The 16,052-nt window shown below is 42.3% G+C and carries 15 protein-coding genes; 7 read left to right on the top strand and 8 right to left on the bottom strand.

What is annotated here, in order from left to right:
- Positions 1–134: 134 nt before the first annotated feature.
- The 4 genes from PQO05_RS20395 to PQO05_RS20410 are packed head-to-tail and all read right to left on the bottom strand — an operon-like array spanning position 135 to position 2,267.
- Positions 135–929 carry a DUF1295 domain-containing protein gene (locus tag PQO05_RS20395; RefSeq protein ID WP_273629293.1) on the bottom strand — a complete coding sequence of 265 codons (795 nt, stop codon included), beginning with the start codon at positions 927–929 and terminating at the stop codon, positions 135–137.
- A complete protein-coding gene (locus PQO05_RS20400; protein WP_273629294.1) occupies positions 922–1,257 on the bottom strand; it encodes a DUF1475 family protein in 336 nt (111 codons plus the stop codon). The genes PQO05_RS20395 and PQO05_RS20400 overlap by 8 nt, the downstream gene beginning before the upstream one ends.
- Complete coding sequence (locus PQO05_RS20405; RefSeq protein WP_273629295.1) at positions 1,254–1,832, bottom strand: peroxiredoxin; 579 nt, start codon at positions 1,830–1,832, stop codon at positions 1,254–1,256. The genes PQO05_RS20400 and PQO05_RS20405 overlap by 4 nt, the downstream gene beginning before the upstream one ends.
- 21 nt (positions 1,833–1,853) lie before the next feature.
- Positions 1,854–2,267 (bottom strand): EamA family transporter, encoded by a 414-nt coding sequence (locus PQO05_RS20410; RefSeq protein ID WP_273629296.1) that lies wholly within the window; start codon positions 2,265–2,267, stop codon positions 1,854–1,856.
- A gap of 223 nt (positions 2,268–2,490) precedes the next feature.
- Here PQO05_RS20410 and PQO05_RS20415 point away from each other — a divergent pair, with 223 nt between their 5' ends.
- The 7 genes from PQO05_RS20415 (at position 2,491) to PQO05_RS20445 (ending at position 11,733) form a co-directional block, all read left to right on the top strand.
- On the top strand, positions 2,491–3,165 hold the full coding sequence (locus tag PQO05_RS20415; protein ID WP_273629297.1) for a response regulator transcription factor: 675 nt from the start codon (positions 2,491–2,493) through the stop codon (positions 3,163–3,165).
- Positions 3,166–4,422, top strand: a complete 1,257-nt coding sequence (locus PQO05_RS20420) for a sensor histidine kinase (RefSeq protein WP_273629298.1) — start codon at positions 3,166–3,168, stop codon at positions 4,420–4,422.
- A gap of 77 nt (positions 4,423–4,499) precedes the next feature.
- Positions 4,500–5,735: a TolC family protein gene (locus PQO05_RS20425; RefSeq protein ID WP_273629299.1), complete on the top strand. Its 1,236-nt coding sequence runs from the start codon at positions 4,500–4,502 to the stop codon at positions 5,733–5,735.
- A gap of 1 nt (position 5,736) precedes the next feature.
- Entirely contained in the window at positions 5,737–6,681 is a 945-nt protein-coding gene (locus PQO05_RS20430) for an efflux RND transporter periplasmic adaptor subunit (protein ID WP_273629300.1), read from the top strand.
- Positions 6,681–9,740 (top strand): efflux RND transporter permease subunit, encoded by a 3,060-nt coding sequence (locus PQO05_RS20435; protein WP_273629301.1) that lies wholly within the window; start codon positions 6,681–6,683, stop codon positions 9,738–9,740. The genes PQO05_RS20430 and PQO05_RS20435 overlap by 1 nt, the downstream gene beginning before the upstream one ends.
- A 47-nt stretch (positions 9,741–9,787) precedes the next feature.
- Entirely contained in the window at positions 9,788–10,792 is a 1,005-nt protein-coding gene (locus PQO05_RS20440; protein ID WP_273629302.1) for a YncE family protein, read from the top strand.
- Between the two features lie 107 nt (positions 10,793–10,899).
- The gene (locus PQO05_RS20445; RefSeq protein WP_273629303.1) at positions 10,900–11,733 is read left to right on the top strand and encodes a sterol desaturase family protein; all 834 of its coding nucleotides are present in this window, start codon (positions 10,900–10,902) and stop codon (positions 11,731–11,733) included.
- A gap of 262 nt (positions 11,734–11,995) precedes the next feature.
- Here PQO05_RS20445 and PQO05_RS20450 read toward each other — a convergent pair whose 3' ends face one another.
- The 4 genes from PQO05_RS20450 to PQO05_RS20465 form a co-directional block, all read right to left on the bottom strand.
- A complete protein-coding gene (locus PQO05_RS20450; RefSeq protein ID WP_273629304.1) occupies positions 11,996–13,462 on the bottom strand; it encodes a glycoside hydrolase family 30 protein in 1,467 nt (488 codons plus the stop codon).
- 326 nt (positions 13,463–13,788) lie between these two features.
- Complete coding sequence (locus PQO05_RS20455; RefSeq protein ID WP_273629305.1) at positions 13,789–14,331, bottom strand: peroxiredoxin family protein; 543 nt, start codon at positions 14,329–14,331, stop codon at positions 13,789–13,791.
- A gap of 61 nt (positions 14,332–14,392) precedes the next feature.
- Entirely contained in the window at positions 14,393–15,028 is a 636-nt protein-coding gene (locus tag PQO05_RS20460) for a peroxiredoxin (RefSeq protein WP_273629306.1), read from the bottom strand.
- Between the two features lie 105 nt (positions 15,029–15,133).
- A complete protein-coding gene (locus tag PQO05_RS20465; protein WP_273629307.1) occupies positions 15,134–15,952 on the bottom strand; it encodes an N-acetylmuramoyl-L-alanine amidase family protein in 819 nt (272 codons plus the stop codon).
- Positions 15,953–16,052: the final 100 nt, after the last annotated feature.

The following is a 16,052-nucleotide window of genomic DNA, read 5'->3' on the forward strand; positions in this document are numbered from 1 at the left end:
ATTATCATCGGGATGGTTATTCTTAGGTAAGGTTTCACCTTACGGTAAGCTGGAAGCTTACCATAGTTTAAGTCACAAGTTACGCTACGCTAAACTTGCGACAGCGGGGAATTGAAAAGCAAAACGTCACACGTCTAACGTTTCCTAAACCACGGCACAAACACGCTCGTAGTAGCCTGATATCTTTTAAAGGCCTCTCCTTTCGAGCGCAAAGACTGCTCTTCCGTAGCCGGGATGCCCGTAACCTTCAACAACAAATACAAAATAATAGCCGGACTAATCACTCCCAAATACCCGTACGGCGAACCGAGTGCAAATACGAAGTAAGCAACCCACATCAGCCATTCGAAAAAGTAATTGGGATGGCGCGAGTAATGCCACAACCCAATGTCGCATACCTTGCCCTTATTAGCCAAATCTTTTTTGAAAGCGGCCAATTGGCGATCAGCAATGGTTTCGCCCGTTACGCTGATGAACCAGAGCGCAAAACCGGCATATTCAAATATCGATAGCTCGGGTTTGGGGTTCATCACACTCAAAAAAAACGGGATGGCCAGCAGCACATTAGAGATTCCTTGAAACTGGAAAAAGAAGAAAAACTTACGCTCGGCATTGGGCGCCCACTCTTTACGGAGTTGCTGGTAACGGCCTTCCTCTTCTTTGATGTGGCTGATAATTCTGATTGCCAGATGCGTGCCTAACCTGATCCCGGCAATGATCACCATAGCGCAGATCATCGTCTTCCTGGTACCGAAGCCCGGGGCAAGCATTAAAAGTATAACAGCAATAACCGGGAAATTGTACGACCAGAAGATATCCACCACCCCGGCATTCTTAATTTTATGCGCCCAAAGCCAAACCAGTGCCATAATAACGCAGCAGGTTATCAGACTTACAAGCACCAGGAACCACACCGAGTTATTATCCATTTTGCTTCGCGAAAAATTCTTTTAAACCCTCATTTGGTTTCAGTCTGAACAACTGGATGAGTACAAATAAACAGCTGCCGATACTGCCCAAAGTGAAGAGTAAAACGAGCCATAAAATCTTCAAAGCCCAGTTCTTTTCTTTGTAGCAAATCCACACGTAAATTACCAACTCATTGGCATAGAAATCCCACAAAGTAGCACGCATCCAGGCTATAGAACCGAGGTAATTCCATTCCTTAAATAAGGAATGGTTTATTGACGTAGTTATCACAGTATAGCACATCCAAACCAGTACTATACTGAACAAAATCTTTAGAAAAGTGATCATTGGTTGCGGCTTATTTGTTTTTGAGATTTGATATACGCCAAAGCCTGGTCCGAATGCTCTTTACCCTCCAGCATGGCGCTGTACTGAAAAGCAACTTTGCCATCCAGCCCGATGACAAAAGTTTGTCGCCCCGAGAAGAACCACATGCCTTTTACCTTAAATTGGTTGAGCACTTTATTGTCGGGATCACTTAGTAAAATGAAGGGTAATTTATAGTGTTCGCTGAAACTTTTATGACTGGCCACAGTACCCGAGTTAATGCCGATAACCTTAGCTCCCGCCTTGGTAAAATCATTAAAACTATCGCGGAATGAGCAGGCTTCTTTGGTGCAAACCATGCTCTCGTCCTTCGGGTAAAAGTAGATTACGAGAATCTGCTTACCGATCTCGCTTTTCATATCAAACATTTTGCCGTCCTGGTCTTTCAGCGTAAAAACAGGTGCGGGGTCGCCTACTTCGAGATGCTTTTTAGTTTGCGCTTTTACTGTCGCAGCCATTAAGAATGGCAACAACAGCAATAATAAAAGCCGGTTAAGTTTATTGGTCATAATATAATATACGGTAAACCAGCTCATAAGCGATTTGTGTTAATCGAATTAAAAGATCAGCACCAATGTGCCGCTGATAATCAGCAGTGCGCCAATCGCATTTTTCCAGGTCAATGGTTCGCCCAAAAACACGATGGATAGCACAATGGCCAGTGCCACGCTCAGTTTATCAACCGGTGCCACCTGCGAGACTTCGCCCAGTTGTAGGGCTTTGAAATAAAAGATCCAGGATAGACCTGTTGCCAAGCCGGAGAGTACAATGAAGATCCAGTTGTTACGGGTTAAAGTACCAATGCTACCCTGGCTGCCTTTAAACAGTACAATGCCCCAGGCCACAATTAAAATAATAACCGTGCGTATGGCAGTAGCCACATTGGTATCAACACCTTTAATACCTACTTTGGCAAAAATAGCCGTAAGGGCTGCAAAAAAAGCTGAGAGAAGCGCGTATATCCACCACATAGTAGTTATGAGTTTTGAGTTAGTGAGTTGTCAGTTGTCAGTTGTCAGTTGTCAGTTGTCAGTTGTCAGTTGTCAGTTGTCAGTTGAACTTATCTATATTTAATTGTGTTTTACTAAATAAGTAATAAGACATTAATGACCAATGCCAATTGACCAATGACCGTTATGAACAGAATTTCTACAACATTAATCCTTAATTTTAGATTAAATTAGGATTTGTAGTTTGAAGTTACTGATTATTGAAGACGAACAGGGCCTGCGCGAAAGCATGCAGGAGTATTTTACCGAAGCCGGTAATATTTGCGAAAGCGCAAGCGATTATCCCTCGGCTATGGCCAAGGTAAATATGTACCGTTACGATTGTATTTTGCTGGACATTACCCTGCCAGGCGGCAATGGCATCAGCATATTGAAAGACCTGAAGGCCAAAGGGCATACCGATGGCATATTGATCATCTCGGCCAAAGACTCGTTAGACGATCGTCTTGAAGGCCTTGACCTCGGTGCCGACGATTACCTCGTTAAACCTTTTCACCTATCTGAATTGCGTGCAAGGGTAGCGGCTATCATCCGCCGTAAATCGTACAATGGTAACAATATCATGACGTTTAACGAAATTGAGATCGACCTGCAAGCCAAAACCGTCGACGTGGGGAAAAATCCGGTTAAGCTAACGCGTAAAGAATATGCCCTTCTATTGTACTTTATAGCCAATAAAGGCAAGGTAGTATCCAAGAACGCCATTGCTGAACACCTTTGGGGCGATGAGTTTGACATGGCCGATAACTTCGATTTCATTTATTCGCACATTAAAAATCTGCGTAAGAAACTGGTTGAGGCTGGCAGTAATGATTATATTCATGCCGCTTATGGCATGGGGTATAAATTTGCTGAATAGATGAGGCTGCTTACCAAGTATAACCGTATCAATCTGATCACTACGGTGATCGTGATGCTTTTTACCGGGATAATTTATTACCAGGCAGTAAGCATTATCTTAACCAACCAGGTAGACAAAGACCTTCTGGTAGAAGAGAACGAAATCTTCGAACACGTTCGTATCAACCATAACTTACCCGAGGTTTATAAGTCAGACGATCAGCAGATCTCTTTTAGTCCGGCCAACGGCCAAACCATTGTCCGCAGATTTATTGATACCACTTATATTGATCAAAAAGAAAAGGAGCCCGAATCTGGCCGTGGCCTTATCAGTTCGGTAAAAGTGGGCAACAACAATTACCAGATACTGGTAGTTGAATCAAAGGTAGAGACAGAATATCTCATCCGCATCATCTTTTCTATCACCATTGCGGTAATATTACTTTTGGTGATCAGCTTGTTTGTAATTAACCGATTAACCATCAACCGCCTGTGGAAACCGTTTTACCTGATATTAAATAACCTGCGATCTTTTAATATTACTGATAAAAAAAACATCCCTGCCGTATCATCCAACACCAGTGAGTTTAATGAGCTCAACAGCGCTATCGCAACCATGTCGGCCAAGGCGAAGAATGATTACCAGGATTTAAAGGCCTTTACCGAAAATGCCTCGCACGAGCTGCTCACCCCTATCGCGGTCATCAACTCAAAGCTTGATACACTTTTACAAACTGATATTTTTAACGAACAGCAAAGTAAATTACTGAGCGATCTGTATGAATCTGTTTCGCGCCTTACACGCCTTAACCGCTCTATGTTATTGCTGGTTAAAATTGAAAACAACCTTATTAATGACGATCAGGATATAAACGTTAAAGAAGTTATAGAGCAACTATTGGCCCAGTTCAGCGAAATTTATGCTGATAAAAACATTAAGGTTACCATTAACCTTGCCGACAAATATCTCCATATCAGTAAATCGCTTTTAGAAATACTGCTCAATAATTTGCTCAGCAATGCCATCAGGCATAATGTAGAGCATGGCTATATCGACATCTGGCTTAATGCACAAAAACTGGTTATCAAAAATACCGGCAAAAACCAGGCTTTAGATAGCAACGATATATTTAAGCGTTTCAACAAATCGTCGCACTCAGAAGGTACCGGTTTGGGGCTCACCATTTCGAGACAAATTTGTGAAAATTATGGTCTCGGCTTAAACTATCAATACGATGATCCCTACCATATTATGACCATCTCTTTCAAAGATTGAGTATGAAACGTATCTTGTAGTTGTTTCCAGAATAAATCCAAAATTGCTCACGTACTTCGTTGCGATACTAATTTTAAATGAAATACATTCTAAGTTTTATTCTTTGTTTGCTGCTGCATAATTCATTATTGGCTCAAACCCATACGCTCGACTATTATGTAAATCAGAGCCTCACAAACAGTCCCTTACTTAAAGACCTGAATAACCAGATCCTGTCTTCGCAATTAGACAGCCTGAAGATAAAAGCCGGGTTAAAACCGCAGATCAACGGCAATGGTGGTGGCTTGTATGCACCGGTTATTCGTGGCTATGGTTATGCTACCGCAATTACCAACGGGCAAAGTGTAGATGCTTTGATAAGCGCCAACAAAACCTTTATCGGCAGTGGTTATCTTAAATCGCAGTACTATGCACTGCAACTATCACGCGATTCACTAGGCAATATCATCCACCTGAATGAGCAGGATTTAAAGAAGAATGTCATCGCCCAATACATTACTGCTTACGGCGATTTACAGCAATACAAGTTTAACCAGGAAGTAGTAGATCTGCTGAGTAAGGAAGAAGACCTACTCAAAAGGTTAACCCGATCTAACGTATACCGCCAAAGCGATTATCTTACCTTTTTGGTTACCCTGCAACAACAACAACTCCAACTGGCACAAAGCAGGTTGCAGTATAAAAATGATTTTGCCCTGCTTAACTATCTTTCTGGCATCCGCGACACCACGTTTGCCGAACTTGCTGAGCCTGCTATTACCAAAGCCATATTGCCCGGGGTTAACAGCAGTGTTTTTTTTAAACAGTATAAACTGGATAGCCTGCGCTTAAATAATAGCCGCAAACTTATTGATTACAGCTACAAACCCAAGCTTAACATTTTTGCCGATGGTGGTTATAATTCTGATTTGAGTTACCAGGCTTATAAAAACTTTGGTACCAGTGCAGGCTTTAGCTTGATAGTGCCTATTTATGATGGTGGCTTGCGCAAATTGCAGTATAAAAAACTAAGCCTCGAGGAAGATACCCGCTTAACCTATAAGGCGTTTTTCTATAATCAGTATCACCAGCAGATAGACCAGTATACGCAGCAGATTGCCGAAAACGAAAAGCTGATTACCCAGATTAAAGACCAGATGCGGTATACTGAAAGCCTGATTAAGGTTGATACCGAGCTAATGCGCACAGGCGATTTGAAGATCTCGGACCTGATACTCGCCATTAACAACTACCTGGCTGTGAAAAATTTGTACACACAAACCACCATTAGCCGCCTGCAATTGATCAATCAGTTTAATTACTACAACCGATAGCATGAAATTTTTAAACCATAACGCATTCTTTAAATTATCGCTTGCACTTTGCATTGCGGTTTGCCTGCAAGCCTGCAAAGGCAAAGCCGACGACGCAGCGGATGAAGATGCCGCTGTAAAATCGCAAACACCGGTTACCGTTACAACCATTGGCGATACTTCACTGGCCAATTATATTGATGTAAATGCCACATCAACCTACCTGCAAAAAAACTATGTAAAGGCCAATATTAATGGCTATATAGAAAAAAGTAACGTACAACCGGGCCAGTATGTAACTAAAGGCCAGCTGTTATTTGTGCTGAAAACCAAAGAAGCGCAAAGCATTGGTAACCATATCAGCATTCTGGATACCACCTTTAAATTTACGGGTATCAATAAAATTAAGGCTTCGGCAAGCGGTTACATTACCCAGCTGAGCCACCAAAGCGGCGATTATGTGCAGGATGGAGAGCAACTGGCCATTATTAACGAGGGTTCGAGCTTTGTGTTTCTGCTGCAGTTGCCTTATGAACTACGCAGCACGCTTGCCAATAATAAATCGCTAACCTTAACCCTGCCCGATGGCGAAAAATTAAATGCCCAGGTAAGTTCATTAATGCCTGCTGTTGATACCGCATCGCAAGCCCAGAGTGTTGTACTGAGGGTAAACAACAACCACCCGATTCCCGAAAATCTGATTGCCAGGGCAAGGTTGATCAAATCGGAGAAAAACAATACGGTATCGTTACCAAAGGCAGCTGTTTTAGCCAACGAAACCCAGACCGAGTTTTGGGTAATGAAATTGATTAATGATACCACTGCCATTAAAGTGCCTATTACCAAAGGGATTGAAACCAGTGACCGCACAGAGATCCTTTCGCCTAAATTTCAACCCAAAGATAAAATTGTGGTGACCGGCAATTATGGCCTGGCTGATACCGCTAAAGTTAAAATTGTAAAGTAATGAACGGGTTCAACAATTTTTTCATTTCGCACCGCAAACCTATCAGTTTAATATTGGCCATTATTATAATGGGCGGTTTGTTTTCCTATTCAAAGCTACAAACCTCGCTTTTCCCCGAGATTACTTTCCCGAAGATTAAGATCATTGCCGATGAAGGCCTGCAACCCGTAAACAAAATGATGGTTACGGTTACCAAACCGTTGGAAAACGCAATTAAACAGGTACCCGATCTGCAATATGTGCGCAGTACCACCAGCCGCGGCAGCTGCGAAATTTCGGCCTTTATGAACTGGAATGCGGATATCGATTTAAGCCAGCAGCGCATCGAATCGGCTATTAACCAGATCAAGAATGATATGCCCGCCGATGTTAACGTTACTGTGGAGAAGATGAACCCATCTATCCTGCCGGTTAGCGGATACACGCTGGAAAGCCATAACCTATCGCCTATTGAATTAAAGCAATTGGCTACTTACACCATTAAACCTTTCCTGTCGCAGGTTGATGGTGTGTCCGAGATCAGGGTTATTGGTGGTAAAACTAAAGAATACTGGCTGGTGCTTAATCAGCAAAAAATGAGCTCATTGGGTTTAACGCCCGATATTATAACTACTACCCTGGGCCAAACCAACTTTATTAAATCTGAAGGTTACCTGGCCGATTACAAAATGCTGTACCTCACGGTTACCGATGCAACTGTATCAACAGCCGAGCAATTGGGCAATATGGTAATCAGCAATAAAAAGCGGGTAATACGCCTTAAAGACATTGCCGATGTGCAAATTAACCCGGGTATTGAGTACACTAAAATTAACGCCAACGGCCACGAAGGTGTTTTAATAGCGGTTATTAAACAGCCCAATTCAAACCTGGTATCACTCTCGGCAGCAATGGACCAAAAGGTAGTTGAGTTGCAAAAAATACTGCCTAATGGTGTTACCATTAAACCATACTATGTACAGGCCGATTTTGTAAACGAATCTATCAAAAGTGTAACCGATAGTTTATGGATCGGGTTGGCGTTGGCCATTATTGTGGCTATTATTTTCCTGCGTTCTATCAAAGCAAGCGCAACTATTTTAATAACCATACCAATTACGCTGTGCCTTACCCTGCTCATTTTATATGCCGAAGGTTATACCTTCAACATCATGACACTGGGCGCTATTGCAGCGGCCATCGGTTTAATTATTGATGACGCAATTGTAGTGGTTGAGCAAATTCACCGCACGCACGAAGAGCACCCCGATGAACTGACCAGTCATCTGCTTAAAAAAGCCATTGATTATTTGTTCCCAGCTATGGTGGGTTCATCTATCAGTACCATCGTAATCTTCATCCCTTTTATGCTAATGACGGGTGTGGCCGGTGCTTACTTTAACGTAATGACCAACACCATGATCATTACACTGGTGTGCTCGTTCTTTGTTACCTGGATAGGCTTACCGGTTATTTACCTGTTGCTAACCCGCCCACCCAAACCGGGTAGCCAAACTGCAAAGAAGGAAGAAGTGCATTTGGTTAAACGCCAAAAATGGGTGGAGTTTTTTATCCTGAAACCGGTGATCAGCATCATCATTATGGTGGGATTGATAGCAGTTATTGTGCTGATCCCATCAAACCTCGCTACCGGATTTTTACCTGATATGGACGAGGGTAGTATCGTGCTCGATTATACATCGCCTCCCGGTACTTCGCTAGAAGAAACTGACCGGATGTTACGCGAGATAGAAAAGATCATCATTAAAGAACCCGATGTATCTGCTTACTCACGCCGCACAGGCACACAAATGGGTTTCTTTATCACCGAACCCAATACGGGCGATTATTTGATCCAGCTGAAAAAATCGCACGAGAAAACAACAGAAGAAGTGATCAGCGATCTGCGAGGAAAAATAGAAGCTTCACAGCCTGCATTACGTGTCGATTTCGGACAGGTTATTGGTGACATGCTGGGCGATTTAATGACATCAACCCAACCCATCGAGATTAAAGTTTTTGGCGACGACCAAGTTAAGCTGCAATCGCTCTCGAAACAAATAGCAGCCATTGTAAGCGGCGTTAAAGGCACAGCCGACGTGTTTGATGGTATTGTAATAGCAGGGCCATCAGTAAGCATTGAACCGCATTATAGCATGCTGGCACAATACAACCTTAACCCTACCAACCTGCAGTACCAGGTACAATCGGCACTGGAAGGTAATGTGGTAGGTAATTTATTTGAGAAACAACAGCTTTCGCCCATCCGCATAGTTTATCCTAACAACCGCACATTAAATGTGGACGGTATAAAATCATTAAACGTGTTTCTTCCAAATGGAAAACTAATTCCGATAACCAGTCTTGCCAAAGTTGAGCTGCGTTCGGGCGATGCCGAGGTGAACAGGGAAAACCTGCAATCGATGGGTGTAATCAGTGCCCGTCTGGATAACAGCGATTTGGGTACGGTAATGCCTGCTATACAAAAAGGTATTGCAGCAAAAGTTAGCCTGCCACCGGGTTACCACGTTAGCTATGGAGGGGCTTATGCCGAGCAACAACAATCGTTTAAAGAGTTACTAATTATCCTTGTTACTTCAAGCTTGTTAGTATTCTGCGTGATCTTGTTTCTATTCAAACAGTTCCGCATTGCATTAATTATATTGGTTACTTCGGTGCTGGGTATTGCAGGCAGCTTTTTGGCCTTATACTTAACCGGCACACCGCTAAACGTGGGCAGCTATACGGGGTTAATTATGATTGTGGGGATCATTGGCGAAAATGCCATCTTCACCTTCTGGCAATTTAAACAAAGCGCTATGGAAACCAGTGTGGATGATGCCATTGTGTACTCTATCTCAACCCGTCTTCGCCCTAAATTAATGACAGCCCTGGGTGCTATTATAGCCTTGATGCCTTTGGCTTTGGGTATTGGCGCCGGCGCGCAGCTGCATCAGCCACTGGCTATTGCGGTAATTGGTGGCTTTCTGGCAGCTTTACCTTTGTTATTGATCGTTTTACCGAGTATGATCAGGCTGTTTTACAAGAATCATCAGTTTGAAAAACCCTTGGCTAAGTAATCCAATTTTTATACAGAATCATTCAACATTTTTAAATAAAAAACTCCATGAAAAAAATTTCTGGCGGTATTGCCGTTCTGTTGGCTACTGTTTTATTACCGGTTGCCTTACATGCACAAACTTATGTGCTCGATAAAAAGATTGCCCTGCCCGGAGACGGCGGTTACGATTACCTGTCTATCGACCATGTGAACAACCGTTTATATGTATCGCACGGCACTATGGTTAACGTGGTTGACCTGGCTACCGATCAACCTGTAGGGATGATTGACGATATGAAGGGCGTACACGGTATTGCTATTGATAACAAACACAACAAAGGTTTCATCAGCGATGGTAAAGCCAATGCTGTAGTAGCTTTCGATCTGAAAACTTTGAAGAAAATAACTACCATCCCGGTTGATGCACAAGGCCCTGATGCTATTATGTACGATCCGTATTCTGAGAAAGTATTTTCGTTTAATGGCGAGAGCAATAATTCATCGGTAGTTGACCCGGTTACTTTAAAACAGGTTGGCACTGTTGCCTTAGGTGGCGGACCAGAGTTTGCCGTACCAGATGGCAAAGGCAAAATTTATAACAACCTCGAAGATAAAAGCAGCCTCAATGTAATTGATTCAAAAGCCTTAAAAGTGCTTAAAACTTACAGCTTAGCCCCTTGCGGCGGCCCAACAGGTTTGGCTTTAGATTTAAAAAACAGCCGTGCATTCAGCGTTTGCCGTGAGAATAAAGGTATGAGCGTGGTTGATATCAACACAGGCAAAGTTATTACCACCGTGCCTATTGGCGCTGGCGTTGATGCCGTTGCTTATGATACTGAAACCAAACTGGTATTTGTATCTAACGGTGATGGTACCACTACTATCATCAAACAGGAAAGTGCCGATAAATATAGCGTTGCACAAACCTTAACTACCCAGGTACGTGCACGTACTATGACTTTAGATCCAAAAACGCATAAAATATACTTAAGCGTTGCCCAGTATGAAGCAGGCACCCCGCGCAAAGTTGTACCCGGTACATTTAACGTACTGGTTTATAAAATGCAGTAACCAAAACGTTACACTTTTATGAACTTTTAATGAAGCCTAAAAAAAATAGGCTTCTACATTTTAAACATCTGTTATTTTTGAAGCATACTTTGATCCCCTAATTAAGTATGAACGAGATTCGTGCATTTATTGCTCATCATGAAGATGAGGTACAGGTAGCCCTATATGCGATTTTAATTATATCGCTATGGTTTGCCGAAATTTTTCTGTCGAAGAATACTGCTAAAAGCAAGTTAAAACACCTGCGCAGCAATGTGTTCTTTATTTTTACCGGTTTGCCTATCCAGTTATTTTTTACTGGCTTTGTGATCCTCATTTCGGCATGGGATAATCGCCATCATTTTGGGTTGATTAATTTGATCCCGTATCATACTAATCCATGGGTATATTATATCAGCCTGTTCTTAATGCTCGATCTTTGCGAATACACTTACCACGTGGTAATGCACAAAACGGAATTTCTGTGGAAATTCCACCTGGTACACCACAGCGATCTGCATGTAGATGTATCAACCACCGTGCGCGAACATCCTTGCGAAACCGTTGTGCGCACTTGCTTCTTAATGTTATGGGTATTTATATGCGGCCCGTTATTGAGTGTGTTGGTTTTACGCCAAACCTTCCAAACGTTTGCCAATATTTTAGGCCATACCGAATTCAGGCTATCAGAACGTGTTAACAAGTATGCGAGTTTGGTATTCATCACACCCAACTTGCACCATGTACACCATCATTACCAGTTACCGTACACAGATCGTAACTATGGCGATGTACTAAGCATCTGGGACAGGTTATTCGGCACTTACGCTAATTTAGACAAAGAACACACCCATTTTGGCATTGATACCCACATGGACGAAAACATGAACTCGAAGTTTGGTAACATCCTCAAAATTCCGTTCCAAAAGTTTGAACGCCCGGGAGATCAGTTCCACAGTTAAATACCCCACTAAATACAAGAAAGATGAGCCTCGTTGATTTATTAACGGGGCTTTATCTTTTTAGATAGGTATGCTGTCGCAAGTTTAGCGATAGCGTAACTTGTGACTGTACTATTGTAAGCTTTCAGCTTACTGTAAGGTGAAACCTTACGATAGTATTACCACAAGTTAGAAACTTGCGGCAGCATGAGTAAAATATTTATCCCACAAAAAAAGCCCGCTGGCAAACACCAGCGGGCTTTTCAATATTTCATTTTACAGCTTACTCAACTACCAAAGTAGACATAGAGTGAGGCAATGCTTCTGTTTTAGCAGCTTTGCCTTTTATCCATAAAAAGTAAGGAATTTTATCATCGGTTGAGTTCATTACAACTACCACAACTTTACCATCAGGGTTTTGGAAAGCAGTAGTTAACAGTTTGTCGCGGCTTGCAGAACTGGTAATGCGTTTAGCACCCGGTTTAACAAACTTAGAGATTTGGCCAATGTAATAGAACGCGTTGGTATAGATCAGCTCGCCAGTACGTGTATCAGCGTGTATTGGGGCAAAGCAGTAGTTACCTACGTGGTTTGGTCCGCCTTTTTCATCTAATAATACGTTCCAGTCGGTCCATCCTACAGTACCTGCGTTAAAATCGTTAATCATTGATAAACCGTAACGCTCGCCCAGAGCCCAGTCGTGTAAGCGTGAAAAATCAAATTTCTCTACACAACCTTCTGTAAACATCAGGTTTTTATCAGGGAAAGCTTCGTGTACACGGCGCTCATTTTCGAAGTTCTGGCCAGCACCTGTCCAGGTTTCGTACCAGTGGTAAGCAATACCCCAAACATATTTAGCAGCTTCAGGATCTTCCAGAATGGTAGAAGCTTGCTGATACATCAAATCGCGGTTATGATCCCATGCCATCAATTTTTTGCTGCCTAAACCAGCTTTTGCTAATGTTGGGCCTAAGTATTTTTTAATGAATACACGCTCGTCATCGGCAGTGTATAAGCATGACTCCCATGATTGTGTTGCCATCGGCTCGTTTTGTACCGATAAACCCCAAACAGGGATACCTTCTTTTTCATACGTATTGATGAACTTTACGTAGAAGTTAGCCCATGGTTGCGCAAACTGAGGTTTCAGTTTACCACCGTGCAATACATCGTTGTTGGTTTTCATGAATGCCGGCGGGCTCCATGGCGTAACAAAGATATTTAGTTTACCACCGGCAGTTTTCATCGCCTCTTTAATGAAAGGGATACGGTATTTTTTATCGTGATCGATATTAAAAGTTTTCAGTTCAGCATCACCTTCTTTAATGTAGCTATATGATTCGCTCGAGAAATCGCTGCTTTGGATATGGGTGCGGCCCATCGTGTAGCCGATACCATTGGTTTTATCAAAATAAGCCGTCATCAGCTCTTTTTGCTTGTCTTTAGGCAACTTGTAGAAAGTTTCTGCCGATGCATCAGTCAGCGCACCACCAATACCCAGCAAAGTTTGGAACTTTTTATCCGGGTCAACAAAAACAGACACTTCCGTTTCAACAGGCTGAGGCTTGTCGGTAAAGGTAAGGCTCTCAGTAGGGCTGATTTTTAAATCGGTGCCTTTAGCTGTGGTGTAAACCTTCACAGCTTTGTTTGCTGTAGTATACTTAGCTGCGGTTTTAGTCTGACTAAAACCTGGTTGCATAGCAAACAGCCCACATACAGTGGCGTAAAGAAAAAGATTGCTTTTTTTCATATAAAGTTTAATAGATACGATCAGACGTTTCGGTTTATATTGGTTTATCGCTGTTGTGCCGAAATAGCATTAGCCAGCAATTAATGTTCAAGTATATTAAAAATAATCTTAATCGTGTTAAAATTACACAAAGGTTTGTTAAAAATTAACTAAAAGCTTTCTATTACAAATGCTTATAAATAGATAAAGTGCCTATTGAAATTAAATGTAGTTGTTTATCATGCATTGAATAACACACCCCTGCCCCTCAAGAGGGGAAAGCCCACGCACAAGCCTTAAACAACAAAAGCCCTTGCGGGCTTTTCAAAATATCTAATACAGTAATCTTACTCCGAAGCCGCAACCGGGTTCTTCACCAAACCATCAATAACCTTTACCATTTGGTTAAACTCTTTGGTATCGTACAGGCGGGTTAGGTAAACAATCTTGCCGTTCTGATCTATTACTACGTTGCGGGTAACACCGGCTTTTTTATCGGCAAAACGGCCGAATATATCTGCACCGGGATCAAGAGCCAGCGGGTAAGTGAGGTTCATATCTGCGTGAAACTTTTGGACTTTTTCCAGCGGTTCATCACGGTCAACACCAATTAGTACTACGTTTTTGTTTTGGTAAGCTTTCCATATATCACTTTCCAGATGAGGCATTTCGGTACGGCAAACGGAACACCAGCTGGCGGTAAATTGTAATACCACTATCTTACCGCGCAATTGTTTCAGCGAAGTTTTTTGTCCGTTGGTTAGTACCAGTTCAAAATTGTCGGGTGCCTGGTCGCCTACTTTTACAAGGTAGCCGCGGTCGTCTGCCGATTGGCTTTTAGCCGTAAATGCAAACAGAACCAGCAATAATGCAATGCTCAGATTTTTCATGATGATGAATATTTGAAAGAACAGATGCCATGCGGTTAGGTATGGCATCTGTTAAAAAAAATTATTTATTAGGCTGAGGAGTTAAACGCAGGTAAGGTTTAACGATCACGTGGCCTTTAGGGAACTTTGCAGGAATGTCTTCTGTTTTAATAGCTGGTACTACTACCACATCTTCACCATCTTTCCAATCCGCAGGAGTAGCTACGCTGTAGTTGGCAGTTAACTGCAGTGAATCAATTACGCGTAAAATCTCCACAAAGTTTCTGCCGGTAGATGCGGGGTAAGTGATAATCAGTTTAATGGTTTTATCGGGCGCAATAATAAACAATGAGCGTACGGTTGCCGTTAACGAAGCATTAGGGTGGATCATGTCATAAGCTTCGGCAATTTCGCGGTTCTCATCAGCAATGATCGGGAAGTTAACTTCAACGTTTTGGGTTTCGTTAATATCTTTGATCCACTCCAGGTGCGATTCAACCGAATCAACGCTTAGGGCAGCAACTTTAACATTACGTTTATCGAATTCCTGCTTCAATGAAGCGGTACGGCCCAGCTCTGTGGTACAAACCGGTGTATAATCGGCAGGGTGCGAAAACAGTACGCCCCAGCTATCGCCTAAAAATTCGTAAAAATCTATATCCCCTTCTGAGGTTTTGGCTTGGAAGTTTGGCGCTTTATCGCCCAGTCTTAAACTCATATTGTTGTTAATTTTATGGTTTGAAATTATAAAATTAAATATTAAGTCTACAACATTGGTAGTTATTTTTACAATAAGCTGCCATTAAATATTTACAGCAACAAATTAATTGGTACTTATCCTTACCTTATACTCCTTAACCGCCCGTACTATTGAGCGTACAATGGCGTTCTGTCCTTCTTCAGAGTTCAGGTAATCTTCGTCCTCGGTATTATTAATAAAACCGGTCTCAACCAGTACAGCAGGCATACCGCTTTGGGCCAGCACCAGCACTCCTTGCTCCTTCACACCCAAACTATGGCGGTTATCGGTATCCTTAAACTGCTCATTTAATAAGCTCCCCAGCAAAATACTTTGCTTGCGGTATTTAAGCATATAGTTATTGAGGATAATAGCCGCAGCCGGTGAGTTAGGATCGTAATCACCATAACTCTCCTTGTAATTTTTTTCGATATAGATAGAAGCATTCTCACGGATAGCCTCGCGTTGTTCTTCACTCCTGTGGAAACCATAAACCAGCAACAATACGCCACGCTCTTTACTGCCCTTTGTTACGGGTGATGAGTTACAGTGGATAGAAATAAACAGGTTGGCTTTGTTTGAATTGGCGATGTGTGCGCGCTGCTTCAGCTCAACAAACGTATCTGTTCTGCGGGTAAGTATGGCGTTAATCTCAGGCATTTGCTCATGGAAAGCTTTTTCCAGCTTCAAAGCAATAGCCAATGCTACATTTTTTTCGACCGAATAAGCGCCATGTGCGCCTGGATCTTTCCCGCCGTGCCCGGCATCAATAATAATAGTGTGGAACCTGAACGGACTACCCTTTGTAGTATCTGCCTGTGATTTAAAACTGCAAAGGCCCGCAATAATAATGACTCCTGCAATGGAGCGAATAAATTTGATAAGTTGATTAGATGGCGTCATTTTAGAATACAGGTGCAAAAATGCTATAAAAAACTGGTTTTAAAAGTCTATAACCACTTATATATCAAATTGGCTACGTGTTTAACTCAATACTTACTTA

The organism is Mucilaginibacter jinjuensis (genome assembly GCF_028596025.1).
GTDB classification, from domain to species: Bacteria; Bacteroidota; Bacteroidia; order Sphingobacteriales; family Sphingobacteriaceae; genus Mucilaginibacter; species Mucilaginibacter jinjuensis.

Excerpts from the sequence above, each read along its gene's own strand:
- PQO05_RS20465 (WP_273629307.1), bottom strand. The coding sequence starts at position 15,952 with ATGACGCCATCTAATCAACTTATCAAATTTATTCGCTCCATTGCAGGA.
- PQO05_RS20440 (WP_273629302.1), top strand. The coding sequence starts at position 9,788 with ATGAAAAAAATTTCTGGCGGTATTGCCGTTCTGTTGGCTACTGTTTTA.
- PQO05_RS20395 (WP_273629293.1), bottom strand. The coding sequence starts at position 929 with ATGGATAATAACTCGGTGTGGTTCCTGGTGCTTGTAAGTCTGATAACC.
- PQO05_RS20400 (WP_273629294.1), bottom strand. The coding sequence starts at position 1,257 with ATGATCACTTTTCTAAAGATTTTGTTCAGTATAGTACTGGTTTGGATG.
- PQO05_RS20405 (WP_273629295.1), bottom strand. The coding sequence starts at position 1,832 with ATGAGCTGGTTTACCGTATATTATATTATGACCAATAAACTTAACCGG.
- PQO05_RS20410 (WP_273629296.1), bottom strand. The coding sequence starts at position 2,267 with ATGTGGTGGATATACGCGCTTCTCTCAGCTTTTTTTGCAGCCCTTACG.
- PQO05_RS20430 (WP_273629300.1), top strand. The coding sequence starts at position 5,737 with ATGAAATTTTTAAACCATAACGCATTCTTTAAATTATCGCTTGCACTT.
- PQO05_RS20455 (WP_273629305.1), bottom strand. The coding sequence starts at position 14,331 with ATGAAAAATCTGAGCATTGCATTATTGCTGGTTCTGTTTGCATTTACG.
- PQO05_RS20450 (WP_273629304.1), bottom strand. The coding sequence starts at position 13,462 with ATGAAAAAAAGCAATCTTTTTCTTTACGCCACTGTATGTGGGCTGTTT.
- PQO05_RS20425 (WP_273629299.1), top strand. The coding sequence starts at position 4,500 with ATGAAATACATTCTAAGTTTTATTCTTTGTTTGCTGCTGCATAATTCA.
- PQO05_RS20420 (WP_273629298.1), top strand. The coding sequence starts at position 3,166 with ATGAGGCTGCTTACCAAGTATAACCGTATCAATCTGATCACTACGGTG.
- PQO05_RS20460 (WP_273629306.1), bottom strand. The coding sequence starts at position 15,028 with ATGAGTTTAAGACTGGGCGATAAAGCGCCAAACTTCCAAGCCAAAACC.
- PQO05_RS20445 (WP_273629303.1), top strand. The coding sequence starts at position 10,900 with ATGAACGAGATTCGTGCATTTATTGCTCATCATGAAGATGAGGTACAG.
- PQO05_RS20435 (WP_273629301.1), top strand. The coding sequence starts at position 6,681 with ATGAACGGGTTCAACAATTTTTTCATTTCGCACCGCAAACCTATCAGT.